The sequence below is a fragment of the Streptomyces sp. NPDC056600 genome, from assembly GCF_042792855.1.
Classification (GTDB): domain Bacteria; phylum Actinomycetota; class Actinomycetes; order Streptomycetales; family Streptomycetaceae; genus Streptomyces.
This window is the reverse complement of the sequence record NZ_JBHTVQ010000072.1, coordinates 1-25,574: the sequence shown is the minus strand read 5'-3', so window position 1 is coordinate 25,574 and position 25,574 is coordinate 1. Positions and strand designations below refer to the sequence as shown.

General features: G+C 73.8%; 21 protein-coding genes and 1 tRNA gene. 10 read left to right on the top strand and 12 right to left on the bottom strand.

Annotated elements, in window-relative coordinates:
- Positions 1 to 9 precede the first annotated feature (9 nt).
- Positions 10 to 1,521, bottom strand: a complete 1,512-nt coding sequence (locus ACFRAV_RS27245) for an aldehyde dehydrogenase family protein (RefSeq protein WP_382559109.1) — start codon at positions 1,519 to 1,521, stop codon at positions 10 to 12.
- The gene (locus ACFRAV_RS27240) at positions 1,518 to 2,462 is read right to left on the bottom strand and encodes an oxygenase MpaB family protein (protein WP_382559107.1); all 945 of its coding nucleotides are present in this window, start codon (positions 2,460 to 2,462) and stop codon (positions 1,518 to 1,520) included. Before ACFRAV_RS27240 ends, ACFRAV_RS27245 begins: the two co-directional genes overlap by 4 nt.
- Before the next feature lie 246 nt (positions 2,463 to 2,708).
- Between ACFRAV_RS27240 and ACFRAV_RS27235 the strand changes: the two genes are divergently transcribed.
- The 3 genes from ACFRAV_RS27235 to ACFRAV_RS27225 all read left to right on the top strand — a co-directional run bounded on the left by ACFRAV_RS27235 (position 2,709) and on the right by ACFRAV_RS27225 (position 7,969).
- Positions 2,709 to 4,400: an ABC-F family ATP-binding cassette domain-containing protein gene (locus tag ACFRAV_RS27235; RefSeq protein WP_382559105.1), complete on the top strand. Its 1,692-nt coding sequence runs from the start codon at positions 2,709 to 2,711 to the stop codon at positions 4,398 to 4,400.
- A 362-nt stretch (positions 4,401 to 4,762) separates the two neighbouring features.
- A complete protein-coding gene (locus ACFRAV_RS27230; protein ID WP_351117312.1) occupies positions 4,763 to 6,208 on the top strand; it encodes a glyceraldehyde-3-phosphate dehydrogenase in 1,446 nt (481 codons plus the stop codon).
- 189 nt (positions 6,209 to 6,397) lie between these two features.
- Complete coding sequence (locus ACFRAV_RS27225) at positions 6,398 to 7,969, top strand: SDR family oxidoreductase (protein WP_382559102.1); 1,572 nt, start codon at positions 6,398 to 6,400, stop codon at positions 7,967 to 7,969.
- Positions 7,970 to 8,384: 415 nt separating this feature from the next.
- On the opposite strand, the gene ACFRAV_RS27220 is transcribed toward ACFRAV_RS27225, so the two are convergent.
- The 3 genes from ACFRAV_RS27220 to ACFRAV_RS27210 form a co-directional block, all read right to left on the bottom strand.
- Positions 8,385 to 9,353, bottom strand: coding sequence for a serine/threonine dehydratase (locus tag ACFRAV_RS27220; protein WP_382559100.1), 969 nt, complete (start codon positions 9,351 to 9,353; stop codon positions 8,385 to 8,387).
- 44 nt (positions 9,354 to 9,397) lie between these two features.
- The gene (locus ACFRAV_RS27215; protein ID WP_382559098.1) at positions 9,398 to 10,855 is read right to left on the bottom strand and encodes a pyridoxal phosphate-dependent decarboxylase family protein; all 1,458 of its coding nucleotides are present in this window, start codon (positions 10,853 to 10,855) and stop codon (positions 9,398 to 9,400) included.
- Between the two features lie 85 nt (positions 10,856 to 10,940).
- Entirely contained in the window at positions 10,941 to 12,770 is a 1,830-nt protein-coding gene (locus ACFRAV_RS27210; RefSeq protein WP_382559096.1) for an ABC transporter ATP-binding protein, read from the bottom strand.
- A gap of 279 nt (positions 12,771 to 13,049) precedes the next feature.
- Here ACFRAV_RS27210 and ACFRAV_RS27205 point away from each other — a divergent pair, with 279 nt between their 5' ends.
- Positions 13,050 to 14,162, top strand: coding sequence for a YihY/virulence factor BrkB family protein (locus ACFRAV_RS27205; protein ID WP_382559093.1), 1,113 nt, complete (start codon positions 13,050 to 13,052; stop codon positions 14,160 to 14,162).
- Between the two features lie 127 nt (positions 14,163 to 14,289).
- On the top strand, positions 14,290 to 14,709 hold the full coding sequence (locus tag ACFRAV_RS27200) for a CBS domain-containing protein (RefSeq protein ID WP_382559091.1): 420 nt from the start codon (positions 14,290 to 14,292) through the stop codon (positions 14,707 to 14,709).
- A 144-nt stretch (positions 14,710 to 14,853) separates the two neighbouring features.
- On the opposite strand, the gene ACFRAV_RS27195 is transcribed toward ACFRAV_RS27200, so the two are convergent.
- A complete protein-coding gene (locus tag ACFRAV_RS27195; protein ID WP_382559089.1) occupies positions 14,854 to 15,732 on the bottom strand; it encodes an SGNH/GDSL hydrolase family protein in 879 nt (292 codons plus the stop codon).
- A gap of 273 nt (positions 15,733 to 16,005) precedes the next feature.
- Here ACFRAV_RS27195 and ACFRAV_RS27190 point away from each other — a divergent pair, with 273 nt between their 5' ends.
- Positions 16,006 to 16,353, top strand: a complete 348-nt coding sequence (locus ACFRAV_RS27190) for a tetratricopeptide repeat protein (RefSeq protein ID WP_382559119.1) — start codon at positions 16,006 to 16,008, stop codon at positions 16,351 to 16,353.
- Between the two features lie 336 nt (positions 16,354 to 16,689).
- Here the strand turns inward: ACFRAV_RS27190 and ACFRAV_RS27185 are convergent, their stop codons facing one another.
- Positions 16,690 to 18,105 carry a dihydrolipoyl dehydrogenase family protein gene (locus ACFRAV_RS27185; RefSeq protein WP_382559087.1) on the bottom strand — a complete coding sequence of 472 codons (1,416 nt, stop codon included), beginning with the start codon at positions 18,103 to 18,105 and terminating at the stop codon, positions 16,690 to 16,692.
- Between the two features lie 207 nt (positions 18,106 to 18,312).
- Between ACFRAV_RS27185 and trxA the strand changes: the two genes are divergently transcribed.
- Together trxA and ACFRAV_RS27175 are read left to right on the top strand one after the other, a co-directional pair.
- Positions 18,313 to 18,726 carry a thioredoxin gene (gene trxA / locus ACFRAV_RS27180; protein ID WP_382559085.1) on the top strand — a complete coding sequence of 138 codons (414 nt, stop codon included), beginning with the start codon at positions 18,313 to 18,315 and terminating at the stop codon, positions 18,724 to 18,726.
- Between the two features lie 140 nt (positions 18,727 to 18,866).
- Positions 18,867 to 19,310: a type II toxin-antitoxin system PemK/MazF family toxin gene (locus tag ACFRAV_RS27175; RefSeq protein WP_382559083.1), complete on the top strand. Its 444-nt coding sequence runs from the start codon at positions 18,867 to 18,869 to the stop codon at positions 19,308 to 19,310.
- Positions 19,311 to 19,421: 111 nt separating this feature from the next.
- Here ACFRAV_RS27175 and ACFRAV_RS27170 read toward each other — a convergent pair.
- The 4 genes from ACFRAV_RS27170 to ACFRAV_RS27155 form a co-directional block, all read right to left on the bottom strand.
- A tRNA-Val gene (locus tag ACFRAV_RS27170) sits at positions 19,422 to 19,496 on the bottom strand.
- 89 nt (positions 19,497 to 19,585) lie between these two features.
- Positions 19,586 to 20,095, bottom strand: coding sequence for a hypothetical protein (locus ACFRAV_RS27165; protein WP_382559081.1), 510 nt, complete (start codon positions 20,093 to 20,095; stop codon positions 19,586 to 19,588).
- A gap of 61 nt (positions 20,096 to 20,156) precedes the next feature.
- Complete coding sequence (locus ACFRAV_RS27160) at positions 20,157 to 20,825, bottom strand: DUF6518 family protein (RefSeq protein WP_382559079.1); 669 nt, start codon at positions 20,823 to 20,825, stop codon at positions 20,157 to 20,159.
- A 175-nt stretch (positions 20,826 to 21,000) separates the two neighbouring features.
- Positions 21,001 to 22,308 (bottom strand): APC family permease, encoded by a 1,308-nt coding sequence (locus tag ACFRAV_RS27155; RefSeq protein WP_382559077.1) that lies wholly within the window; start codon positions 22,306 to 22,308, stop codon positions 21,001 to 21,003.
- 70 nt (positions 22,309 to 22,378) lie between these two features.
- Between ACFRAV_RS27155 and ACFRAV_RS27150 the strand changes: the two genes are divergently transcribed.
- Complete coding sequence (locus ACFRAV_RS27150) at positions 22,379 to 23,455, top strand: GlxA family transcriptional regulator (protein WP_382559075.1); 1,077 nt, start codon at positions 22,379 to 22,381, stop codon at positions 23,453 to 23,455.
- 87 nt (positions 23,456 to 23,542) lie between these two features.
- Here the strand turns inward: ACFRAV_RS27150 and ACFRAV_RS27145 are convergent, their stop codons facing one another.
- Positions 23,543 to 24,487 carry a GNAT family N-acetyltransferase gene (locus ACFRAV_RS27145; RefSeq protein ID WP_382559072.1) on the bottom strand — a complete coding sequence of 315 codons (945 nt, stop codon included), beginning with the start codon at positions 24,485 to 24,487 and terminating at the stop codon, positions 23,543 to 23,545.
- A gap of 365 nt (positions 24,488 to 24,852) precedes the next feature.
- Here ACFRAV_RS27145 and ACFRAV_RS27140 point away from each other — a divergent pair, with 365 nt between their 5' ends.
- The gene (locus ACFRAV_RS27140; protein ID WP_382559069.1) at positions 24,853 to 25,524 is read left to right on the top strand and encodes an enoyl-CoA hydratase-related protein; all 672 of its coding nucleotides are present in this window, start codon (positions 24,853 to 24,855) and stop codon (positions 25,522 to 25,524) included.
- Positions 25,525 to 25,574 lie beyond the last annotated feature (50 nt).

Genomic DNA, 25,574 nt, shown 5'->3' with positions numbered 1-25,574 from the left:
CGCGACCGCTCAGCGCCGCCGGTGCAGCGACTGCGCCATGCGCACCGCGCGCTCGCGGACGGCGTCCGGCACCTCGAAGGAGGTCAGGGCGATCGGCGGGCTGAAGCGCTGCACCGTCATGGACTGGACCGAGGCGAACGCCCGCAGCCCCTCCTCGCCGTGGATGCGCCCGAAGCCGGACTCCTGGGCGCCGCCGAACGGCAGGGCCGGCACCGCGGCGAAGCCGAGGACGGAGTTCACCGACACCGCTCCGGCCCGCAGCCGGGAGGCGACGGCCGCGCCGGTGCGCGCGCTCCCGCTGAACACCGCCGCGCCCAAGGCGTAGCGGGAGGCGTTGGCCCGGTCCACCGCCTCGTCGACGTCGGCGACGGAGTTGACGACCACGACCGGACCGAAGGTCTCCTCCGTCATCGCCGCCGCGTCCTCGGGCACCCCGGTCAGCACGACGGGCTCCACGTAGGGCGCCTTCACCGACTCCGGTCCGCCCAGCAGGGCCCGTCCGCCCGACTCCACCGCCCCGGTCACATGCCGTTCGACGACGGGGACCTGGCCGGGCATCGTCATCGGCCCGTAGGCCGCGCCGTCCTCGGCGCCCGTCCGCAGCGCCGTGGCGCGCTCGACCACCCGCCGGCACAGCTCCTCGTGGATCTCCCGCACCGCGTAGACGCGTTCGACGCCCGCGCAGGTCTGGCCGGCGTTGCTCAGCGAGCCCCAGACGATCGCCTCGGCGGCGGCGTCCAGGTCCGCGTCCGCCGTGACGATCACGGCGTCCTTGCCGCCGCACTCGGCCAGGAACGGGGTCAGGGACTCGGCGCACACCGCCATCACCTTGCGGGCCGTGCCGGGCGATCCGGTGAAGGCCAGCTTGTCGACCCCCGACCGGGCCAGTGCCTGCCCGGTGGAGGCGCCGCCGGTGACGGTGGTGAGCAGTCCGGCGTGCTCGGGCACGGCGGCGTCGAAGAGTTCGGCCAGCAGGAGCCCGGTCGCCGGGGTCAGCTCGGACGGCTTGAGGACGACGGCGTTGCCGGCCGCGAGCGCGTAGCCGACGGACCCCATGGGCGTGTAGCAGGGGTAGTTCCACGGCCCGATGACGCCGACCACGCCCAGCGGCCGGTACACCAGGGAGGCCCGCTGGTGGACGGTGAAGAGGGTGGTGCCGACCTTGCGCCGGCGCAGCACCCGGCCGGCGTTGCGGGCCGCCCAGGCCAGGTGTTCCAGGGTGAGGACGACCTCGAGTTCCGCGTCCCCCGCGGGCTTCCCGGTCTCCTGCGAGACGGTCCGTGCGACGGTGCCGAGTTCGGCGGCCAGGGACCGCTTCCAGCGCAGCAGCTGGTCGCGGCGGCGTGCGGCGGGCAACGCGGCCCAGCCTTCCTGGACCTTCCGGGCCTGGGCGACCGCGTGCGCCACCTGCTCGGGGCCGTCCACCGGGTGCTCGGCGAGGGGGGCTCCGGTGGCCGGGGAGCGGGTGGTGAAGGTCGTGGTGCTCGCGGCGGTGTCCGCGGCGGAGGTGGTGTCGGTCATCGGGGCTCCTGACGGGGGACGTCGTGCGGGGAGGTCTGCTGGTGCGGGACGACGGCCGCTTCCGTCGGCGCCTCGTCGTGCAGGGGGGCCGTCGGGCGGGAGTGGGCCCAGTGCGGGCCGAGGTCGTCGAGGGTCCAGCCGAAGGGGTAGGTGCGTGCCTCGGGCAGTTTCGGGAAGCGCTCGGGGCGGCCGGGCAGCAGCCGGATCAGCGCCGCCCTGGTGCGCAGCGCGCGGTGGGTGGCCGTCCTGAGCCACCGGGGCTGAGGGCCGAAACCCAGGGCGGTGAGCAGCGGCTCGTCGAGGGCGGCGAGGGCGACGCGGGTCGCGATCCGGCGGAAGGGCGCGGGGTACCAGGCGGCGAAGACGCGCAGGGTGGCCGCGGCCACCCTGCGGTTGGCGGGGTCGTAGGCGAACATCTCCCGCTCGTAGGCGTCGTGGAGCCGCTCGAACCCGGCGTAGGTGTCGGGGACGCCGGTGATGCCCATCATCCGGCCCATCCGGTGACCGACCAGCGCGAGGCTCTCGGCCTCCTGGTCGCACAGCCGGCGCCAGCCGTACCGGTCGATCCAGCGTTTGGGCCCGACCACCGTGGTGGCCAGGACGTAGAGGAAGTCCTCGTTGGGGATGCGGTAGCGGCCGTGGATGCGGTTGAGGTGACGGGCGGCGGCCCGGCCGTGCTCGGAGTCGATGCCCTCGCGCACCATCTCATAGGCGATCAGCACCGTGTCGTCGTAGCGCTTCTGACCGGCGCGTTCGAACTCCTGGGTGCGGTCGAGGAGCCGGGAGATGCGGGGCACGCCGTAGTCGCGCAGGAAGGCGATCGACGTCCCGTGGAGGTAGTCCACCGGGAACTCGTAGTGCGTGATCCAGCGGTAGATCTGCTCGTGGTCCCGCCGGGGGTCCATCTGCCGGATGCGCCGAAGCCGGCGATATCGGCCCATGCGTCGTTCCTCCCCGCCACCGTGTACGCACACCCCCGCGAGTCGGAGATACAAAAACTATCGATGTGTTTCACACGGCCCGTCAAGACTCCGGCGGTACACTGGCCGGGTGATCGGGTTCTTCTACTTCTTCCTCTGAGTTCCGCCCGGGAGGCACCGGCCGGACGCCTGTGGTGGCGTCGCGCCGGCCGTCGCGCTTCCCCGCCGTCATCCGATCACCTCTCTCCTCCGATACGGCGGAACCTCATGCACGCTTCTCCCTTTCCGGGCACCCCTGTACCCGAAGACCGGTCCGGCGCCTTCCAGTTGGTGCTGGACGAGGTGTCCCTCTCCCCTGGCGGCCGTCCGCTGCTCGACGGTGTGCGCGGCTCCGCGACGCTCGGTGAACGCGTCGGCGTGCTGGGCGAGAACGGCTCCGGCAAGTCCACCCTGCTGCGCGTGCTGGCCGGGCTGGAACAGCCCGCCTCCGGCCGGGTCGGGGTCCGCGCCCCGGGCGGTGTCGGCCATCTGCCGCAGGTCCCCGGCCTGCCGCCCGAGGACACCGTCCAGGACGCGGTCGATCACGCTCTGGCCGGTCTGCGGGCCCTCGAACGGGCGCTGCGGGACACCGAGGGCGCCCTTGCCACGGCCGCTCCCGAGGAGACCGGGCCGCTGCTGGCCGCCTACGGCGACCTGCTGGAGACCTTCGAGGCCCGCGACGGCTACGCGGCCGACGCCCGGGTCGCCGCCTCCCTGCACGGCCTGGGCCTGGGCCGGATCGCCGCCGGCCGCCGTCTCGGCAGCCTGTCCGGCGGCGAGCAGGCCCGGCTCGCCCTGGCCTGTGCGCTGGCGGCGTCACCGCAGTTGCTGCTGCTGGACGAACCGACGAACCATCTCGACGCCTCCGCCCTGGGCTGGCTGGAGGAGCGGCTGCGGACCCACCGGGGGACGGTGGTGGTGGTCTCCCACGACCGTCTCTTCCTGGAGCGGGTCGCCACCACGCTGTGGGAGGTGGACGCCGAACACCGTGCCGTGCACCGTCACGGCGACGGTTATGCCGGGTACCTGAGGGCGAGGGCCGCGGCCCGCAAGCGCTGGGAACGGGCGTACCGGGACTGGCTGGACGAGCTGGCGCAGCAGCGCGCCCTGGCCGCGCGGGCCACGGACCGGATGACGTCGGGGGCTCGGCGCGCGGCCACGACGGAACGGTCGAACCAGCGGCACCAGCGCGGTGTCGAGCGGCAGATCTCCGCCCGCATCCGCAACGCCGGGGAGCGGCTGCGGCGCCTGGAGGAGAACCCGGTCCCCCGCCCGCCCGAACCTTTGCGTTTCCGTCTGCCGGCGGGGAGCGGCGCTCTCTCCGCCGAAGCGTCGCCCGACCCCGAACCGGTGGCCGAGCTGCTGGGCGTACGGGTGGCGGGCCGACTGGAGGTCGGCGCCCTCGCGGTCGGTCCGGGTGAACGCCTCCTGGTCACCGGCCCGAACGGCGCGGGCAAGAGCACGCTGCTGCGGGTTCTGGCCGGGGATCTGGCGCCCGAGCGCGGTGAGGTCCGCCGTACCGCGCGGACCGCGTGGCTGCCGCAGGAGACCGTCCTGAGCCACCCGCGGCGCAGTCTGCTCGCCGCGTACGCGGAAGGGCTGCCCGGGGACCCGGAGGAGCACCGCGAGGCGCTGCTGTCCCTGGGACTCTTCGCGCCGTCGGCCCTGGGGACGGCGGCGGGCGATCTCTCCGTGGGGCAGGCGCGGCGGCTGGGGCTGGCACGGGTGCTGCGCGAGCCGGCGGGTCTCCTGCTGCTGGACGAACCCACCAATCACCTCTCCCCCGGCCTGGTCGAGGAACTGGAGGAGGCACTGGCGGAGTGGCCGGGCGCGCTGGTGGTCGTCAGTCACGACCGGATGTTCACCCGCCGCTTCGAGGGGCGCCGGCTACGACTGGACGCCGGCCGCCCGGCGAGGTGAGGAGCGCGGCTGTCGCGGGTTCGCGGAGATGTCGAGCGCCGCGGTGGCGGTGGACGGCTCCGCCGCTGTGCGCCGCGGTGGACGGCTCCGCCGCTGTGCGCCGCGGTGGCGATGGCGGTGGACGGCTCCGCCACCGAGCGGCCGGCGACGGGCGTGCGCCGTGCGGGGCGGCCCCTGAAGAACGGGTGATCAAGCACACATCCTGGTCACCCCCGCCCGCCCGGAAGCGGACGGACCGGCGCGAATCGCGGCGTGGCCGCTCCACCGGGCTCCACCGGGCCACCCCGCGCCCGACCCGGTTTGAATGACCATCCTTCGAGATGGTTAACATGTGAGCGCCGCCTAGCTCGAAAGATGGACCAGTGACTGTCAACGACGACTCGTTCACCAACTGGAAGAACCGCGAGGAGATCGCGGAGTCGATGATCCCGATCATCGGGAAGCTGCACCGGGAGCAGGACGTCACGGTCCTGGTCCACAGCCGCTCCCTGGTGAACAAGTCGGTCATCAGCATCCTCAAGACCCACCGCTTCGCCCGGCAGATCGTCGGCGGGGAGCTGTCGGTCGTCGAGACGATGCCCTTCCTGAAGGCCCTCACCACGCTGGACCTCGGCCCCTCGCAGATCGACATCGGCATGCTGGCCGTGGCCCACAAGGCCGACGACCGCGGCCTGTCGGTCGAGGAGTTCACCGCCGAGGCCGTCGCCGGCGCCACCGGCGCCAACAAGATCGAGCGTCGCGAGGGCCGCGACGTGGTCCTCTACGGCTTCGGCCGGATCGGCCGCCTGCTGGCGCGCCTGCTCATCGAGAAGGCCGGATCGGGCAACGGCCTGCGCCTCAAGGCGATCGTGGTCCGCGACGGCGGTGGCCAGGACCTGGTCAAGCGCGCCTCCCTGCTGCGCCGCGACTCCATCCACGGCCAGTTCCAGGGCACCATCACGGTGGACGAGGAGAACAACCGGATCGTGGCCAACGGCCACACGATCCAGGTGATCTACTCCGACTCCCCCGAGTCGGTGGACTACACCGCGTACGGCATCAAGAACGCCATCCTGATCGACAACACCGGCAAGTGGCGCGACCGCGAGGGCCTGTCCAAGCACCTGCGCCCCGGTATCGACAAGGTCGTGCTGACCGCTCCGGGCAAGGGCGACGTCCCGAACATCGTGCACGGCGTCAACCACGACATGATCAAGCCGGACGAGAACGTCATCTCCTGCGCGTCCTGCACGACCAACGCGATCGTGCCGCCGCTGAAGGCGATGGAGGACGAGTACGGCGTCCTGCGCGGTCACGTGGAGACCATCCACTCGTTCACCAACGACCAGAACCTGCTGGACAACTACCACAAGGGTGACCGCCGTGGCCGCTCCGCGCCGCTGAACATGGTCATCACCGAGACCGGCGCCGCCTCCGCCGTGGCGAAGGCGCTGCCCGACCTCGAGGCGACCATCACCGGCAGCTCGATCCGCGTCCCCACCCCGGACGTCTCGATCGCCATCCTCAACCTGCAGCTGAAGCGCGGCACCACCCGCGCCGAGGTCCTGGAGTACCTGCGCGAGGTGTCGCTGACCTCGCCGCTGAAGCGCCAGATCGACTTCATCAGCGCCCCCGACGCGGTCTCCAGCGACTTCATCGGTTCGCGTCACGCCTCGATCGTCGACGCCGGCGCCACCAAGGTCGAGGGCGACAACGCGATCCTCTACCTGTGGTACGACAACGAGTTCGGCTACTCGTGCCAGGTGATCCGGGTGGTGCAGCACGTCTCCGGCGTGGAGTACCCGACCTACCCGGCCCCGGCGGTCTGACCGGCCGTCCCCCCGCCACGAACGGGTGTGCCCCGGCGAACGCGTTTCGCCGGGGCACACCCGTTCTCCGTACTGCCGCCGCGGCATGCTGAGGACCGTTCGCCGGTCCCGCGATGCGGGGCGCCCCAAGGTGGATCATCCTGGAGGCGGCCGGACGCGGAGCCGGCGTCGAGGACGGGAGCGAGGCCGATGAGCGAGGGCGCCAGCGGCGACGCCGCGCCACTGCACTGCCTGGTGACGGGTGCGACGGGGTACATCGGCGGCCGCCTGGTCCCCGAACTTCTGGCCGCCGGACACCGGGTGCGGTGCCTGGCCCGCTCCCCCGGCAAGCTGCGCGACCATCCCTGGGCGGGCGAGGCCGAGGTGGTACGGGGCGACGTCACCGACCAGGAGTCGACCGCGGAGGCCATGCGGGGCATCGACGTGGCGTACTACCTGGTCCACGCGCTGGGGACCGGCTCCGGTTTCGAGGAGACCGACCGGCGGGCCGCGCGGATCTTCGGCGAGCAGGCCCGGGCCGCGGGCGTCCGCCGGATCGTCTACCTGGGCGGGCTCACTCCCGCCGGGGTGCCCGTGGAGGAGCTGTCGCCGCATCTGCGTTCGCGCTCCGAGGTGGGCCGCGTCCTGCTGGAGTCGGGCGTGCCGACGGCCGTGCTGCGGGCCGCCGTCATCATCGGATCCGGTTCGGCCTCCTTCGAGATGCTGCGCTATCTCACCGAGCGGCTGCCCGTCATGGTCACCCCGAGCTGGGTGCGGACCCGGATCCAGCCGGTCGCCGTCCGCGACGTGCTGCGGTGGCTGGTGGGCTGCGCGCGGCTCCCCGCGGACGTCAACCGCACCTTCGACATCGGCGGGCCGGACATCCTGACCTACCGGGACATGATGCGCGGCTACGCGGAGGTGGCGGGCCTGCCGCCCCGGGTGATCGTGCCGGTGCCGGTGCTCACGCCCCGTCTGTCCAGTCACTGGGTCGGCCTGGTCACGCCGGTGCCCGCCTCGATCGCAAAGCCGCTGACCGAGTCGCTGCGGCACGAGGTGGTCTGCGGCGAGCACGACATCACCCGGTACCTGCCGGATCCCCCGGGCGGCCCGCTGAGCTTCGAGCAGGCGGTACGGCTCGCGCTGCGCAACGTCCGCGAGGCGCGGGTGGACACCCGCTGGTCGAACGCGGCGGTGCCGGGCACGCCGAGCGACCCGCTGCCGACCGACCCGGACTGGGCGGGCGGCAGCCTGTACACGGACCGGCGGCAGCGGACCGTGGACGCTCCCCCCGAGGCGCTGTGGCGGGTGATCGAGGGGATCGGCGGCGAGAACGGCTGGTACTCCTTCCCGCTGGCCTGGTCCGCGCGCGGGGTGCTGGACCGGATGGCGGGCGGCGTCGGTCTGCGCCGTGGCCGCCGTGACGCGACGCGCCTGCGGGCCGGCGACTCGCTCGACTTCTGGCGGGTGGAGGAGATCGACCGGGGCCGGCTGCTGCGGCTGCGTGCCGAGATGCGTCTGCCGGGGCTCGCCTGGCTGGAGCTGTACGCGGACGCCGGTCCCGACGGTCGCACCCGTTACCGGCAGCGGGCTCTCTTCCACCCGCACGGGCTGCTGGGTCACGCCTACTGGTGGGCGGTGTCGCCGTTCCACGCGGTGGTGTTCGGCGGCATGGCCCGCAACATCGCCCGGGCGGCCGAACGCGGCGGTACCGCCCCGCGAGCCGGACTCACCCGCCGCCCACGACGCCGCCGCCCGGCCCGGCGGGCGCGGCGGACCTGAGCTGGGGTGACCGGCCTGGGCGCGTCCGCCGGACGACGTCGCAGCGGCGCCGATGCACCGGGCGATGCGGGCAGCGCCCCGTCAGGGGCGCGGGAAACCACGCAAACCCGGCCGCCCCACGGCAACCGAACGGTGCGGGCAGCGCCCCGTAGGGGCGCGGGAAACCACGCAAACCCGGCCGCCCCACGGCAACCGAACGGTGCGGGCAGCGCCCCGTCAGGGGCGCGGGGAACTGCGCAAGCCCGGCTGCCGCACGGCTGTGCGTCGTGGAGGTCCCCCGGTATCGCCGGGGACCGGAACCGGCGACGCCCTCACCGGCAGGGCGGACAAGGGCCGCCGACGACCGTGCGCCGGCACGGTCGCACGCAGGCGGCCGGGAAGGCCGGCGACCATGCCCGGCAGAGGACGGCCCCGCTCAGCCGGCGAGGTCGGACAGATCCGTGTTCGCGCCGCAGAGGACCACGCAGACCCGCTCGCCCGGCTCGGGGACGTACCCGTGGCCGGGGTCCCGCTGCGGGAGGACCGCCGCGAGCGCGGCCGCCGCGGCGTGCTCCACTGCGAGCCGCCGTTCCTCCCAGAGCAGCCGCCGCGCCTCGACGATCGCCGTGTCGGGCACCAGCACGGACCGTACGGAGTCCTCCCGGGCGGCCGCCAGGGCGTCCGCGGAGACCCGGCGCGCGCCGAGCGAGTCGGCGGCCACCGACCGGACGGGGACGTCCACAGGCCGTCCGGCCTCGAGCGCGGCGTGCAGCGCCCGGCAGTTCTCCGGCTCCACCGCCACCGTCCGCACCCCGTGCGTCCGCGCGGCCGTGGCGATGCCCGCCATGAGGCCCCCGCCGCCGACCGAGACGACCACCGTGTCCAGGCCGGGCACCCGCTCGCGGATCTCCTCCAGCAGCGTGCCCGCGCCGGCCGCGATCAGCGGATGGTCGTAGGCGTGGGAGGCGAGCGCCCCGCTCTCCCGGGCGAACTCCTCGCAGGCGGCGGCCGCCTCGGCGTACTCGGAGCCCACCAGCCGTACTTCGGCGCCGAGTTGCCGCAGCTGGCGCACCTTCACCTCGGGCGCCGCCTCGGGGAGGAAGACGGTGGAGCGGACCCCCGCCCGCCGGGCCGCCCACGCGCAGGCGACGCCCGCGTTGCCGCCGGAGGCGATGCTCACCCCGGCCTCGGGCAGCGAGCCCTGCTCCCGGTGCGCCTCGACGAAGTTGAGCGCGCCGCGCGCCTTGAAGCTGCCGGTGAACTGCATCAGCTCCAGGGCGAGATGGACCGGGAACCCGTCGAACGTCCCCGGCTCGACCGGCGCCACCGTCACCGGCCGGACGCGCCCGGCGATCCGGTCGCGTGCGGACTTCACGTCGCTGTACGCCAGGGATGGGTGCTGCACCTTCGGCTCCTCGTCGCGGGAGAACAGGGTCTGGCCCGATCCTCTCAGACCCGGTAGAGCCGCCCGATCACCTCCGGCAGCAGCCGCTCCGCGAGTGCGGGCGGCATCGCCTGGAGGACCGCCAGCACGGGCGCCGTCCGCTCCGGGAGGGTTCCGTCCTCGCCGACCCCCGCCACCGCGAGCGCGACGGCCACCTCGTCCTCGCCCAGCGCCTCGGGGTCCAGCGCGGCCGCGACGGCGGCGACCTCGGGATCCACGACGGCCGGTCCCGCCGAGCGCGCCCGGGCGGCGGCCTTCTCCAGCTCGGCGAGCAGTTCGCGCAGGCGTTCCTCGCCGGCGGCGGCCGCGGTGACCGTCAGGTGCAGGTTGGCCGGGGAGGACCCGCGGGCGGGCTGCGGCTGGAGGTACCAGCCGGCCGTCCTCATCTCGTCGGCCAGGACGAACACGTCCAGGGCCGGGTCCTCGGAGGCGACGGCGAGCAGGGAGGCGCGGGGCCGCCCCAGCACGCGCAGCCCGTCGACCGTCGCGATCCCCTCCGCGAGGCGGCCCGTCGCCGCGTGGACGCGGCGGGCCAGCTCGACGTACCCGTCCGTGCCGATGTGCTCGAGAACCGCCCAGGCGCCGGCCAGCGGCGCGGCCGAGCGGGTGCCCTGGAGTGTGGGGTTGACGACGGGGTAGCCCGGCCATCCGGCGTGGGCGAACCAGCCGTGGCGTCTGAGGCCGGCGTCACGGAACAGCACCACCGAGGCGCCCTTGGGGGTGTACCCGTACTTGTGCAGGTCCGCGGAGAGGGAGGTGACGCCGGGGACGGACAGGTCGAAGGGCGGCAGTTCGGGGGCGTCCGGCGCGAGCCTCAGGTGGCCGAGGTACCAGCCGCCGATGCAGGCGTCGACGTGGCAGAGGACGCCTCGCGCGGCGGCCGCGGCCGCGACGTCGGCGACCGGGTCGATCACTCCGTGCGGGTAGGACGGGGCGGAGACGACCACCAGCGCGGTGCGGTCGGTGATCGCCGCGGCCATGTCCTCGGCCCGGACCTCGCAGGTCTCCGGGTCGACGGGCACCTCGACGACCGTGAGTCCGAAGAGGTGGGCCGCCTTGTGGAAGGCGGCGTGGGCGGTGGCGGGCAGCAGCAGTTCGGCGCCCTCCCGCAGGCCCCGTGTCCTGCGGGCGTGCTCGCGCGCGGTCAGCACGGCGAGCAGACAGCTCTCGGTGCCGCCGCTGGTGAACACTCCGGCGGTGCGGGCGTCGCCGCCGAGCAGCCGGGCCGCGCGGGCGGTCACCTCGTTCTCCAGCGTGACGACGCTCGGGAACACCGTCATGTCCAGGCCGTTGACCCCCGCCACCCGGGCCTGGGCGGCGAGGGCCAGTTCCTCCGCCCCGTCCAGTCCGGAGTCGTAGACGTAGGCCATGGTCCGTCCGCCGCGCACCGGCAGGTCGGCGGCGCGCAGGGCGTCGAGGCGGGCGAGGATCTCGGCCGGGGTCCGGCCAGGGAGTTCTGGCATGCGCGCAACCTAGAACACGCAGGTGACGCCGGGCCAGACCCTGGACGCCCGCCGCACCGCGCGAGGGCGGTGCGGCGGGTGACGCTCAGACCGGGTTGCCGGCCCGGACCGGGTCGTCGTCCTCCAGGAAGCCTCCGGACTGGTGCTCCCACAGCTTGGCGTAGACGCCGTCCGCGGCGAGCAGTTCGTGGTGGGCCCCCTGCTCGATGATGCGCCCCCGGTCGAGGACCACCAGGCGGTCCATGCCGGCCACCGTGCTGAGCCGGTGGGCCACCACGAGTGCGGTGCGCCCCTCCATGAGCCGCCAGAGCGCCTCCTGGATGAGGATCTCGCTCTCCGAGTCGAGCGCGCTGGTCGCCTCGTCCAGCAGCAGGACGGGCGCGTCGCGCAGGATGGCCCGGGCGAGCGCGACCCGCTGCCGCTGCCCTCCGGAGAGCTTGACGCCCCGTTCGCCGACCATCGTCTCGAAGCCCTCCGGCAGCGCGTCGGCGAACTCGGTGACGTGCGCCGCCTCGGCGGCGCGGCGGATCTCCGCGTCGGTGGCCCCCGGCCGGGCGAAGGCGATGTTCTCCTTGAGCGTCCGGTGGAACATCGCCGGCTCCTGCGGCACGTAGGCGATCATGCTGCGCAGATCGGCCTGCCGCATGCGGCTGATGTCCTGACCGCCGATCAGGATGCGACCGCCGTCGATGTCGGTCATCCGCAGCAGCAGCCGGGTGAGCGTGGTCTTGCCGCCGCCGGAGCGGCCGACCAGGCCGATCTTCGCCCCGCTGGGCACCGCCAGGTCGAGCCCGTCGAAGAGCGGTGCGCCGCCGCCGTGGGCGAAGGTCACCCGCTCGAAGCGGACGTCGGCGCCGTCGGGGCGCAGCGGTTCGGGTTCCGGCGGGTCGAGCACGGTGGGCGGCGACAGCAGCAGTTCGGTGAACTGGGCGGCCTCCGTCATCGAGCTCTCCAGCCGGCGGTAGATCTGGTTGAACTCGAACATGATCCGGGTCGCGTTGGTGTAGTAGGTGAAGGCGACGACGACCGCCTCCACGCTGTGCGTCCCGCCGCCGAGCGAGACCGCGAGCAGCAGCCCCAGCAGGTTGGTCAGCACCGACATCGGGGCGATCAGTGTGTCGATGCGCAGGTTGCCGAAGTCCCAGGACCGCAGGGTGAGACGGCGTGACTCGGCGACCCTGGTGCGGTGCTCGTCCGCCTCCCGCCGCTCGGCGGCGAAGGCGCGGACGGTCTCCATGTTCATCAGGCTGTCGGCCACGTGACCGGAGACCCGGGCGATGGCCTCCTCCCGCCGGGCGACCAGCCGCTGGCGGCGCCGGATGAGCGGGACCACGCAGCAGGCCGTGACCGCGAGCATCGTCAGCAGACCGACGACCAGCAGCGGGTCGTAGTTCCACAGGATGACGGAGCCGAAGGCGAGCGGCACGAAGCTGCCCATGATGTTGAAGGTCAGGGTGTCGGCGAACTCCTCGAAGCGGGTGGCGAAACTGAGGACCCGCTTGGTGAGGGAGCCGGCGAAGTTGTCGTGGAAGAAGGCTGAGTCCTTGGCGTAGAGCTCGTCCATCCCGACGACGTAGAGGTGCTCGATGCCGTACGCGTCCAGGCGGTTGAGGCAGTGCAGGCCCAGGCGCCACAGCGCCTCGGCGAACAGCAGCACGCCGGCGAAGCCGAGGACGTAGGGGAGCGCGGAGCCGAAGGTCCCCGGGCCGCCCGGGTCCTTCTCGCCGGCGACGTGGCCGATCAGCTTGGCGACGATCAGCGGGGCGACGTAGTAGAGGCCGATGTTGCCCAGTGCGGGGAGCAGCAGGGCGGGGACGGTGAAACGCCGGAGCCGGGCGAGTTCCCGGCCGTAGTGTCGGAGGGCGAGGAGGACGGGGCCCTTGCGCGGGCCCTCGCGTTTCTCGGGCGAGTCCATGTGTGTGCGCCTCGTGTCGTGGTGCGCCGGGCCGGACATTTGGGGAGAACCCGGGAGGGGAAGTCTTCCGTGGAGCGCTCCGGCCCGTCCAAGAGTTTTTTTCGGCCGCGACGGAGGTGCGAGGCCTGCCGCGCGCAGACCGTCGGACACGCCGCCACGGGTCACCGCGGCCGTCCCGGTGGGCGCCGCCAGAACCCGGCGCTGCGGCCCGCGTCCCCCGCACGGAGGTACGGGCAGACCCCTGTGCGTATCCGGGGGCGCGCAGGATACCCGGCGTTCATGGCGAAAATGCATCTTCCAGGAAGTGGCGACCACGGCGACGGCGACGACGACCGCGGCGGGCGTCCGGTCGGGCCGGACGGGGCGGAGGGCACGGATCGCCGCCCCGGCGAGGACGCCGGGGCGGAGGCCTACGGCCCCTCCCCCGCGGTGGAGCGCAACGCCCCCGACAGCCCGTCGAAGCTGCCGAAGCCCCGCTGGGGGAAGGTCTTCAAGGGCGCCCTGAAGGAGTTCAAGGACGACGAACTCACCGACCGCGCGGCGGCGCTGACGTACTACGCGGTCCTCTCGCTCTTCCCGGCGTTGCTGGTCCTGATCTCCTTGCTGGGGATCATGGGGAAGAGCGCCACGGACAGGGTGATGGACAACATCACCAAGCTGGCCCCGGGCCCGGCCCGGGACGTGCTGACCAAGGCCGTGGAACAGCTCCAGGACGGCGCCGGGATCGGCTCGATCATGGCGATCGTGGGTCTGGTCCTCGCGGTCTGGTCGGCTTCCGGTTATGTCGCGGGCTTCATCCGCGCCTCCAACGCCGTCTACGACATCCCCGAGGGCCGGCCGGTGTGGAAGGTGCTGCCGGTCCGGGTCGGCATCACCCTGGTGCTGATGGTGATGACGGCGGCGAGCGCCGTCATCGTGGTCTTCACCGGCGGTCTGGCGCGGCAGGTGGGGACGACGCTCGGCATCGGCGACACGGCGCTGACGGTGTGGTCGTTCGTCAAGTGGCCGGTCCTGATCATCCTGGTGACCCTGATGATCGCGCTCCTCTACTGGGCGGCGCCGAACGCCAAGGTGAAGGGGTTCCGGTGGATCACACCGGGCAGCTTCCTCGCGCTGTTCCTGTGGATCCTCGCCTCCGTCGGGTTCGCCTTCTACGTCGCCAACTTCGGCTCGTACAACAAGACCTACGGGACCATGGCCGGCGTGGTGGTCTTCCTGATCTGGCTGTGGATCACCAACCTGGCGATCCTGCTGGGCCTGGAGTTCGACGCCGAGACGGTACGCCAGCGGGCGATCGCGGGCGGTCACCCGCCCACCGACGAGCCCTACACCCAGCCCCGCGACACCACCGCGTGGGACGAGGACGACCGGCGGCGCATGGAGGAGGAGTGACCCTCCGTGTGTGCGCGTGACCAATGGTGACCGTCACGACCGGAGGCCGGAAGTCCGGTTTGTTCTGTTCGCTCCGGAAACCCGAGGAGGCGGAACCGCACACACCCTTCGAGGAGGAGTGACGACCATGACGACGGCCAAGGACATCATGCACCCCGGCGCCCGGTGGATCCCCGCGGGCGAGTCGCTGGACCGGGCCGCCCAGCTGATGCGGGAGCTCGACGTGGGCGCCCTGCCGGTGGCCGGCGACGACGACCGGATGCGGGGCATCATCACCGACCGCGACATCGTGGTGAAGTGCGTGGCCGCGGGCAAGGACCCGTCGAAGGTCACCTGCGGCGAGCTCACCGAGGGCACGCCGCGGTGGGTGGACGCCTCCGCCGACGTCGACGACGTACTGCAGGAGATGCGGGAGCACCGGATCAAGCGGCTGCCCGTCATCGAGAACAAGCGGCTGATCGGCATGATCAGCGAGTCGGACCTGGCGCACCACCTGACCGACGACAAGCTCGCCGACTTCATGGAGAGCGTCTACTCCAGCGCCTGACGGCGCCGGACCACACACAAGCGCCTGACGGCGCCGGACACGCGAAGGCCGCCCCCTCCCGCGCCGAGGGGGCGGCCTTCGCCGTCGCGCACACCGGGCCGGCGTCCGCGGCGGTCCGGCTCGTACGGCGCGCGGGCCGGTGGGTCAGCCCAGGCCGAGCACCGCCATGGTCCGGTCGGCCATCCGGGACTCGCCCAGCGCGTTGGGGTGGACCGGGACGAGGCTGTTGCCGCCGATGACCGGCTCGATCCACCGGGTGCCGGAGGCCTTGCAGGCGTCGTGCCCCTCGGAGACCTGGGCGAAGTCGACGTACGTGGCGCCGGACTCGCGCGCGGCGCGGGCGAGGGTGTCGTTGAGGTGGCCCTGCAGGCCGCGCAGGTAGGGGATGTCGCCGCGGGCGATGGGCAGCTTGGCGAAGCAGGTGGAGTCGAACGTCGCCGGGGTGATCCAGGGGTAGCCCAGGACGGCGATCCGCGCGTTCGGCGCCTTGGCCTTGACGGCGGCCAGCGCGCTCTTCAGCGCCGGGTAGGTGGTGTCGTCGATCGCGTCGGTGAACTTGCTGCCGTAGAGCGTCTGGCACGGGTTCCCGTAGCCGGCGGTGACCAGGCCGGCCGAACCGCAGGCCAGCAGCGCCCCGATGAAGGTGCTGTTGTCGTTGCCGCCGATGGTGAAGGTGACCAGGTCCGTGTCGGTGGACAGGGCGTTCACCTGCGGGGCGACGGTCGGGTACTGGGACTGGGTGAAGTGCTTGGTCTGGGCGGCGCCGCAGGTGACGTCGGTGAGCTGGGCCCCGATGCGGGCGGCGATCACCTTGGGGTAGTTGGCCTGGGAGCGCAGACACAGCGGGCTGCTGAGATCGGTGGGCGAGACACCGGATCCGGCGCTGTAGCTGTCGCCGAGGGCCACGTACGTGACCGGGTCGGCGGCCTGGGCGGGCTGGGCGGTGAGACCGAGAGCGGCGACGGCGCTCGCCGCGAGGGCGGCGGCGAGGGTTCTGCGCAGGCGGCGGGCGGGGTGCGGCATCAGGTCCTCCTGGGGTACGGCGGGGGCGCGGCACGGCGGGGGGCCGTGCCCAGGGCGGCGCGCGGGCGGTGGGGGCAGGCGGACGGACCCGGGGGTCCGCAGGGCGGACACGCGGGGGTTACTCGCTCGTAATGTCGGGCCCATGACAGGGACTTGTCAACGATCTGGACGTGTCTCGTCGCGACAGAAAGTGTCCCGGGGCCGCCGGAACGCCTCGCGGAACAGAGGACCGCCGTGCGGTGTTCAGGCATGCGAAGGGAGGTCGACGTGGAGATGACCAGGTCGTACCACGAGCTCGGAACGCCGGCCGAGCGCTGGGAGAGGGCGCAGAGGCACTTCGGGCGGAAGAACTACGCGGACGCCGCGCGGGTGCTCGCCTCGCTGGTGGAGGAGGTGCCGGAGCAGAGCGGCCCGCGGCTGCTGCTGGCGCGGGCCTACTACCACTCCGCGCAGCTGCGGCGGGCGGAGGCCGAGTGCCGGGTGCTGGTGGAACGTCACCCGGTGGAGGGGTACGCCCGGCTGCTCCTCGGGCGGACCCTGGAGCGGCAGGGCCGCGACGAGGAGGCGCGCCCGCACCTGCGGCTGGCCGCCGCGATGGCGGGCGAGTTCGAGGACGCGTGAGGTCCGGCCCCGGCCCGGGCCCGGTTGTTCCGGGCCGGGGCCGGGGCCGCACCCGGGCCGGTGGTGGCGGGGGTTCGGCCGTGCCGGTTCACGGCGGCGCCCCGGACGGGGGCGTAGGCGAGACCCGGCCGGGGTGTGGGCGGGGCCCGGCCGGGGTGTGGGCGGGGCCCGGCCGGGGTGTGGGCGGGGCCCGGCCGGGGCGTGGGCGGGGCCGGCGGAGGCGTTGGCGAGGCCCGGACGAGGCCCGGCGCATCCCGGCGGGGGTTCGGGGGGGCCCGGCGGGGGTGGCGGCACGCCCGGCCGGGGCCCGCCGGGTCTGTGCCGGCCGGGGCGGCGTCAGCCCCGGTAGGCCTCCAGGAGGCGGAGCCAGACCTCGCTGAGGGTCGGGTAGGCCGGGACGGCGTGCCACAGGCGCGCGACCGGGACCTGGGCGACCACCGCGACGGTCGCCGAGTGCAGCAGCTCGCCGACCCCCGGGCCGACGAAGGTGACGCCGCGCAGGGTCTCCTTGTCCAGGTCGACGACCATCCGGGCCCGCCCCCGGTAGCCGTCGGCATAGAGCCCCGCGCCGGCCACGGTGGCGAGGTCCACGTCGACCGCCCGCACCCGGTGCCCGGCCCGTTCCGCCTCGGCGAGGGTGACGCCCACCGAGGCGACCTCGGGGTCGGTGAAGACCACCTGGGGCACGGCGCCGTCGTCGGCGGTGGCGGCCGTCGGCGGCGCCTCCCCCCTGGCCCGGGCGGCGATCGCGTCGCCCGCGACCCGCGCCTGGTACTTGCCCTGGTGGGTGAGGAGCGCCCGGTGGTTGACGTCCCCGGCCGCGTACAGCCAGTCGCTCCCGGTGACCCGCAGGGTGCCGTCCACCTCGAGCCACGAACCGGGCTCCAGGCCCACCGTCTCCAGCCCCAGGTCGTCGGTGCGCGGCGCCCTGCCGGTGGCGAACAGGATCTCGTCGGCGTCCACCCGGTCGCCCGCGTCCGTGACCGCGACCACGGAGCCGTTCTCCCTGCTCACGCCGGTGACCGAGACCCCCGTGCGCACCTCGGCGCCCGCCTCGCGCAGCGCCTCGGCGACCAGTTCCCCGGCGAACGGCTCCATCCGCTCCAGCAGGCCGCTCCCGCGCACCAGCACGGTGACCCGGGAGCCGAGGTTCTGCCAGGCCGTGGCCATCTCCGCGGCGACCACTCCCCCACCGACCACCAGGAGCCGGCCGGGCGCCTCGCGGGCCGAGGTGGCCTCCCGGCTGGTCCAGGGGGCGACGGATCCGTCGCCCAGCCCGGGCAGGCCGGGCAGCGATGCCCGGCTCCCGGTGCAGGCGGCGACGGCGTGCCGGGCGGTGAGGGTCTCGGTCCGGCCCTCAGGGGTGGTGACGGTGACCGTGCGGGGGCCGGACAGGCGGCCGTGCCCGCGATGCAACCGGGCTCCTGCGCCCTCCAGCCACGCGACCTGCCCGTCGTCCTTCCAGTGGGCCACCTGCTCGTCGCGGTGGGCGAGCACCTCCACCGTGTCGAGGGGCGCCCGGGCGGCGGCGCGCAGGCCGGGCGTACGGCGGGCGTCGGCGTGCGCGATCACCGGCCGCAGCAACGACTTGCTGGGCATGCAGGCCCAGTACGAGCACTCCCCGCCCACCAGTTCGCTCTCCACCACGGCGGTGGACAGTCCGGCGGCGAGGGTGCGGTCGGCGACGTTCTCGCCGACGGGTCCGGCGCCGATCACGACGACGTCGTAGGCGAAGGTCTCGGTCTCGGTCATGCGACTCAGTCTTCCGGGTGGTGTGCGAACCGGCCACACGGGTAGGCGCGCCGGACCCGTCCGCTGGGCCGGACGGGTCTGCCAGGTCGCGAAGACGGCGCGCGCACGGCCGTATGGGGCGAACGGAATACCCCGTCCGGTCGTGCCGTTGTCGTCGGTGGCCGGGCGCAGTCAGCCGTACGACGTCCAGGAAGAGGAAGTCAGCTCATGAGCAGCACCGTGGAGCTCACCAAGGAGAACTTCGACCAGACGGTCACCGAGAACGGGTTCGTTCTCATCGACTTCTGGGCCGACTGGTGCGGGCCGTGCAAGCAGTTCGCCCCGGTGTACGAGAAGGCCGCGGAGGCCAACCCGGACCTGGTGTTCGCCAAGGTGGACACCGAGGCCCAGCCGGAGCTCGCCCAGGCCTTCGGCATCCAGTCGATCCCGACGCTGATGATCGTGCGGGACCAGGTGGCCGTCTTCGCACAGCCGGGCGCGCTGCCGGCCCCGGTGCTGGAGGACCTGATCGGCCAGGCGCGCGGACTGGACATGGAGGAGGTCCGCCGTTCCGTGGCCGCCCAGCAGGCGCAGGCCGAGCAGGGCGGCGCCGCCGAGGGCAAGGGCGGGGAGCCGGCCTGACCGGCCCGAGGGATCACCGCGGCATGCGCGGCATGTTCGGCATGGTTCGCCGGTTTCGTGAGGTGATGCGGTCCTGGCGGATCGGCCGGGGCGGCGACCCCGCCGTGAGAGCGGGTCAACAGCCCTCCTACGGTGGGGCGATGACCGTTCCCATCGACGAGGTCCCAGGCCGTTTCGGCCCGTCGGCGACCACTGAGGCCGACCCGCGCGCCGTCGGCCGGGTCCGCAGCGAGTACTCCCCCGCCCATGACGGCGACCCCGATCCCGGCGAGATCGTCTGGACGTGGGTGCCCTATGAGGAGAACGACGGCCGGGGCAAGGACCGCCCGGTGCTGGTCGTCGCCCGGGAGCCGGGCGGGACGCTGCTCGCGGTGCAACTGTCCAGCAAGGAGCACGACGGCGACCGCGACTGGGTGCCGATCGGCAGCGGCCCCTGGGACCGCACCGGCCGCCCCTCGTGGGTGGCGGTGGACCGTGTGCTGCGCGTCCACGACGCCGGTATGCGCCGCGAGGCGTGCGCCCTGGACCGCATGCGGTTCAACCTGGTGGTCCACCGGCTGCGCGAACGGTACGGCTGGCACTGACATCGTCCCCTCGGGCCGGCGCGCGGTCACCCCGCCGCCGGCCCGAGCCGCGCGTACATGTACATGTCCCGCCGCTGATCGCGCCGCGGCGCCGTCCGAGGGCCGGTGAGGGGCGGGGCGGCCGGATTCGAACCGGCGTCCTCCGAGATGTCATCGCGGCGCATTACCTCTGTGCTACGACCCCGCCTTGGCCAGGACCTTACGCCTGCCGCACGACCGGCGCAGCTACTTTTGCCCTGCCCGCAGACCCCGACGGCCGCTCCGGACATGGGTGTTCACTTCACGCCGACCGTCCCGGCGAAGGCCGCCAGGGCCGTCAGGTCGTCGTCGCGCAGGCCGATGCGCGGGTTGACGTGGTGGAGCAGGGCGGGGGCGGGGTGGCGGGCGCCGACGTAGGCGTCGTCCGCGGCGCTCTGTTCGTCGTCCACCCAGGCGAAGGGGCGGCCTCCCGCGTACGCGACGAGGACCTCGGTCTTCCAGTGGACGCCGTCCGGGCGCTCCCGGAACAGGGCCTCGCCGAAGTCGACGTACGGGAGTTCCGGGAGACCGATCACCGGAGCGATCCACCGGTTGGCCTCCGCCATCCAGGTGGACGCCCAGCACAAGTCGTAGTCCAGGGACAGCAGTTGCGCACCGTGCCCGGGATGCAGCCAGACCCGGAGCGGCCGGAGCCCACCGCCCCGCGGCACCCGGATCGTGGTGTAGCCCTCGGGCCGCCGCGTGGGCTTGGCGGCGTACGGGTTGAGGGGACCGTCGACGTCGAGGAACAGCAGTGGACGGCTCATGGTCTCCCCTTCCACGGGGCGTACAGCCGACCGCCGCCCCCATCCGTGTGCCGACCATGCATCAGCCGAGGAGCGTGGTCAAAAGCAATTCGTAGAAGACGAGGTAGGCCAGCAGCGAGAACGGGGCGGCAGCCAGCAGGGTGAGGACGCGTTCCTTGAGGGTGCGGCCCATGAGCAGTGCCGTGAGGACCGCGACGGCGAGGCAGGCCCATGCCTGCGGGGCGTAGTGCAGGGCCCAGGCGTAGTGGATGGCCTCCGTGCCGAAGACACCCGCGAAGGCTGCGAGGCCGGCGACGCGGTGGCGCGGGCCGGCGCCACCGCGCCACCAGGAGCCCGCCACTCCGAACAGGGGGCCGGCGACGAACGCCATGCCCAGCCAGACGAGGGGCGCGAACAGGGAACCCATGCCGTCGCGCGCCATCTCGGCGTAGCCGTAGTAGCCGACGACGAGACCGGACTCGGCGCACAGACCCGCGACGGCGGCCGCGGGCAGACCGGCCGCGGGCAGACCGGCCTTCCGGGCCGACAGCAGCGCGCCCGCGGCGAACGCGGCGACGGACCACACCGCACCGGAGTTGGCGATCTGGTTCCACGCCCCCGGAAGCCAGCCCTGGCCCAGGTTGGTCAGCACGCCGAGCAGGAGCCCTCCGGCGAACGCCGACGCCGTGACAAGGGCCCAGGCCCTCGCCCTCGTGGCGGGCCCCGAGGCGGTGACGGGAGAAAGGGTCATGGTGGTGCTCACTGTCTCGTCGAGTGCTGCGGGGCTCGCGCCCCTCGGTGCACTGGGAGGGACGCACGGAGCCGTCGGCACGTTGCCTCGCACCGGCCCCTCCACCCCCTCGGGCCGCGGTGGTCCCTAGCGGCCGTCGCCCCTTGCGGCCGTCGCCCGACCCGGCGCTCCGGTCTCAGGCGGCCGCGGCGAGGCAGGCCGCGGCCCTCGCGCGACGGCGGCGGGTGACGCGGACGGAGACGAGGGCCGCGCAGGCCACCAGGAGCGGCCAGGCCAGGTGGAGGCCGCACAGGGCCAGCAGGGCGGTGACCGCGGCCAGCGCCGCCCACGCACAACGGCGACCCCAACTGGCCCGCGGGAGGAGGCGGATGGCGGCGGCCACCCCGATCGCGTACACCACGGCGAAGGAGGCCGCGGAGACCATGACCGCCGGCTCGGCGCCCGTCCTGGAGACCGCGACCGCCGCCAGGGTCAGCAGGGCGAGCGTGGCGACGAACAGCAGGCTGCGGCGCGGTGTCTCCCCCACGGTGCTGCCGCTGGCGAACCACCGCGGCAGCGCGCCGTCCCGGCCCAGGGCGGCGCCGAGCTTGGCGGCGCCGGCGAAGTAGGCGTTCATGGTGCCGAAGGTGAGCAGCAGCGCGGCCACCGCGGCGAGCGGACGCACGCTCTCGCCCAGGCCGCGGGCCATCAGGTCGCCGAGGGGCGCTCCGGAGCGCCCGGCGCCGGGGCCGAGGACGGCGACGACGGCGAACGCGGCCGCCAGGTACACCACGCCGACGATCGCGACGGCGGCCCCCGTGGCGCGGGGCAGGTCACGGTCGGGCCGCCGGAACTCGCCCGCGAGGTGGGCGACCGCCTCCCACCCGGCGAAGCAGAACACCAGCAGGGCAGCCGCGGGGCCGACGGCGGACCAGCCGTGCGGGGCGAACGGGCGCAGGTTGGCGGTGTCGGCGTGCGGGAGGGAGAAGAGCACGGCAGCGGCCAGCAGGGCGAGCAGGAGCGCGAAGAGGACGACCTGAAGTCGCCCGGTGAGGCGGAGTCCGGCGGCGTTGACCGCCGTGACCGCGCCCATCAGACCGGCCGCGGTGACCACCGTGGTGGGCGTCCCGCCGCCGAGCGCGTCGGAGACGTAGGAGCCGCCGAAGAGGGCGGCGGCCGTGGCGCCCGGCGGTATGGCGAGGTAGAAGCACCAGCCGGCGACCGCGGCGCTCCGCTCGCCGAACGCGAGCCGGGCGTAGGTGGAGACGCCGCCCGCGTCGGCGTGGCGGGCCCCCAGGGCGGCGAAGGCGACGGCCAGCGGCACGGAGAGCACCACCAGTGCGAGCCAGGCCAGCAGCGAGGCGGGCCCCGCGATGCCGGCGGCGAGCGCCGGGAGAGCGATGACTCCGGTGCCGAGCACGGCGCCCACGGACAGGGCGGTGCCCTGCGCCATGGTGAGCCGTCCGGCCGGAAGGGACGGAGGTGTGGAGGTGTGCTGGGACATGGCTCCAGCCTCCGCGGCGGCCCGTTGCGCGGACAGTGGCGGAAACGACGGTGTGCGCTACATTCCTGCCATGGACGACAACGGCACGCCCGCCGGCGTCACACCCCTCGGCGCACCGTTCGACGGCGCACCCCTCCGCGGCTCGCCCACCCGTCCCCATGTGGTGGCCGTGGCGGTGACGGACGGCGCGACCAACTTCGAACTCGCGGTGCCCTGCGAGGTGTTCGGGACCGACCGCAGCGACGTCGTCGACCCCTGGTACGAGTTGCGGCTCTGCGCCGTCGAACCGGGGCCGCTGCGGACCTCCGCCGGGCTGACGCTGAGCACGGAGCACGGCCTCGACGACCTGGCGGAGTCCGACACCGTGGTCGTCGCCGCCTGCCCGCGGCGCGTGCAGCTCGACCCGCCCCCGGCGCTGCTCGACGCGCTGCGGGCCGCCCACGCGCGGGGACGGCGGATCGTCTCGCTGTGCAGCGGCGCCTACGTGCTCGCCGCGGCGGGCCTGCTCGACGGACGCCGGGCGACCACGCACTGGATGAACACCGTGGACTTCGCGCACCGCTTCCCGCGGGTGACCTACGACCCCTCCGCGCTGTACGTCCAGGACGGCACCGTGTTCACCTCGGCCGGCACCGGCGCGGCGATCGACCTGTGCCTGCACCTGGTGCGTACCGACCACGGTTCCGCGGTCGCCAACGAGGTGGCCCGGCGGATGGTGGTGCCGCCGCACCGGGAGGGCGGCCAGACCCAGTACGCCAAGCCGCTCCCGCCGCGCGCCCTGCGGCGCGAGGAAGGGCTGGGCCCGGTGCTGGAATGGGCCCGTGAGCGGCTGCACGAACCGCTCACGGTGGCCGGGATGGCCCGGCAGGCCCGTCTCGGCGAGCGCACCTTCGCGCGCCGTTTCCGCGACACCCTGGGGACCACGCCGTTGCAGTGGATCCTGCGCAAACGGGTGCTGCTCGCCCAGGAGTTGCTGGAGACGACCGACGAACCGGTGGAGTCCGTGGCCCACCGGACCGGTTTCGGCAACGCCGCCAACCTGCGCCGTCATTTCGGCCGGCTCACCACGGTCTCCCCGCAGACCTACCGCCACGTCTTCCGCCACCGGTCGGCCTCGGCGGCGGGCCGCCCGGCGCCGGGGAGGTGACCGGGCCGGCTCCACGGCGGAACGCGGCCCGGTCGGCCCTCGGAAGGGCGGCTCCGAGCGTCCCCCGCAGGGGTGGCTCCTGGCGGGTCAGCCCCAGCTCATGACGATCTCCCGTTCGAACGCGTGGTAGCCGGCCCGCGCGAAGGCCGCGGCCATCGGCGCGTTGCCCAGGTCGGTGGAGGCCCGGATCCGGGGGACGCCCTGGTCCGTGAGGACCCGGGTGCCTTCCGCGAGGATCTCGTCGACGTACCCCTTGCCGCGGTGTTCGGGCAGGACGGCGAGGTAGGCGATGATCGGGTTGTAGCCGTTGTGGGCGGGGATCACGAAGCCCACCGGTTCCCCGTCGGGCAGCGTGGCGACCCGCCACCACTCCCGCGGGCTGCGGTAGCCGGCCAGTTCGTCGGCGTACTGGGCCTCGGCCGCCTCCTGGGCGGACATGGTGGTCAGGTCGTGCAGGCTGTAGGCATCCAGGGTGCCGTCCAGCACGCGGGCCATCAGACGGGTCAGTTCGCCCTCGTCCCGGGGCGTGCGGAAGGCCAGACGTCCGGTGGGCGGGGGAACGGGCGCGCCGGAGGGCCTCTCCAGGCGGAGCCGTTCCACGAAGGGGCGGGCCCCGGTGCGCGCGGCGACGGCCATCCGGCCCTCCACGGCGCGCCGGACGGCCGGGGTGTCACGCCAGTCGGGCGGCACGAACCGGGTGTACTCCGGTGTAGGGCCCTCCGGGCCGGACACCGCGGACAGGGCGGTGCGCAGCAGGCGCTCGCCGACGTCGAGGCGGTCCGCCCCGGGCAGGCCGTCGTCGACGTCGAGGACGTCGAGGAGCAGGGGCCGGTGGGCTCCCGGGCGGCTCCACCAGGCGAGCCTGGCGAGCAGCCGGTCCCCCCGCAGGGCGATCCACATCCACTCGGGGCGTCGCCGCCCCTCGTCGAGATCGGCGTCGAACTCCGCGTCGAGCGCGTAGGACAGGCGGCGGAAGAGGTCGAGTTCCGCGCGCCCGGTGAGGGGGCGCACGGTGACGAGTTCTGTGTTCACGGTCGAGGCTTTCCGGTGAGGGCGCTCGGCCGTCCGCGACGGGGTCAGGCCGAGTGCCCGGCCCCGGGAAGGACGAACGCGGGTGCGGTACGGGGCGTGGACATGACTTACCCCTCCTCCTCGGTCGGTGGTCGTGTGCGCGGGCCGGCGTTGACCGGGCGGCGCGGCTCCGGCATGTCTACCAGCGGCGGCACGGACCCCGCCATCGATTTTGGATCTTCCTCGTGCTCCGCCAGCCGCCCCGCGCTTCCGGGCCGTCACCGCCCGGGCTCTGCCCGCGTCTTGCCAGGCGGGTTCACGGCACCGTAAGTTACTGACTGGTAGGTTGGTGTCACCGTCTCGACCCGCGTGCAAAGGAGCAGCCCATGCCCACTCTCGACCGTCAGGGCGACGTCTTCGTCCTCGATCTCGGAGACGGCGAGAACCGCTTCCACCCGGACTGGATCGCCTCGGTCGACAGCGCCCTGGACGAGGTGGAGAAGGCGGAGGGCCCCAAGGCCCTGGTGACCGCCGCGACGGGCAAGTTCTGGTCCAACGGCCTGGACCTCGACTGGCTGCTCGCCCACGCCGAGGAGCACCGGAACTACGTCGTGTCGGTGCACGCGCTGTTCGCGCGGGTGCTGTCCCTCCCGCTGGTCACCGTCGCGGCGCTGCAGGGACACACCTTCGCGGCCGGGGCGATGCTCTCGCTGGCGCACGACTTCCGGGTGATGCGCGCCGACCGCGGCTTCTGGTGCCTGCCCGAGGCGGACATCCACATCCCGTTCACCCCCGGCATGTCCGCCCTCATCCAGTCCCGGCTCACTCCGCAGACCGCGCACGAGGCGATGGTCACGGCACGCCGCTTCGGGGGCGAGGAGGCGCTGGCGGCGGGCGTCGTGGACCGGGCGGTCCCGGAGGACGCCGTGCGCGCGACGGCCGTCGAGCTGGCGGGGGCGCTGGCCGGAAAGGCGAGCGGAACGCTCGGCACGATCAAGTCGCGGATGTACGGACCGGCCCTGGAACTGCTCCGGGACACCACCGACCCGATGGGCTGAACTCCCTGCGCGACAGCGCCTCCCGCCCGGTCCCGGGACCGGGCGGGAGG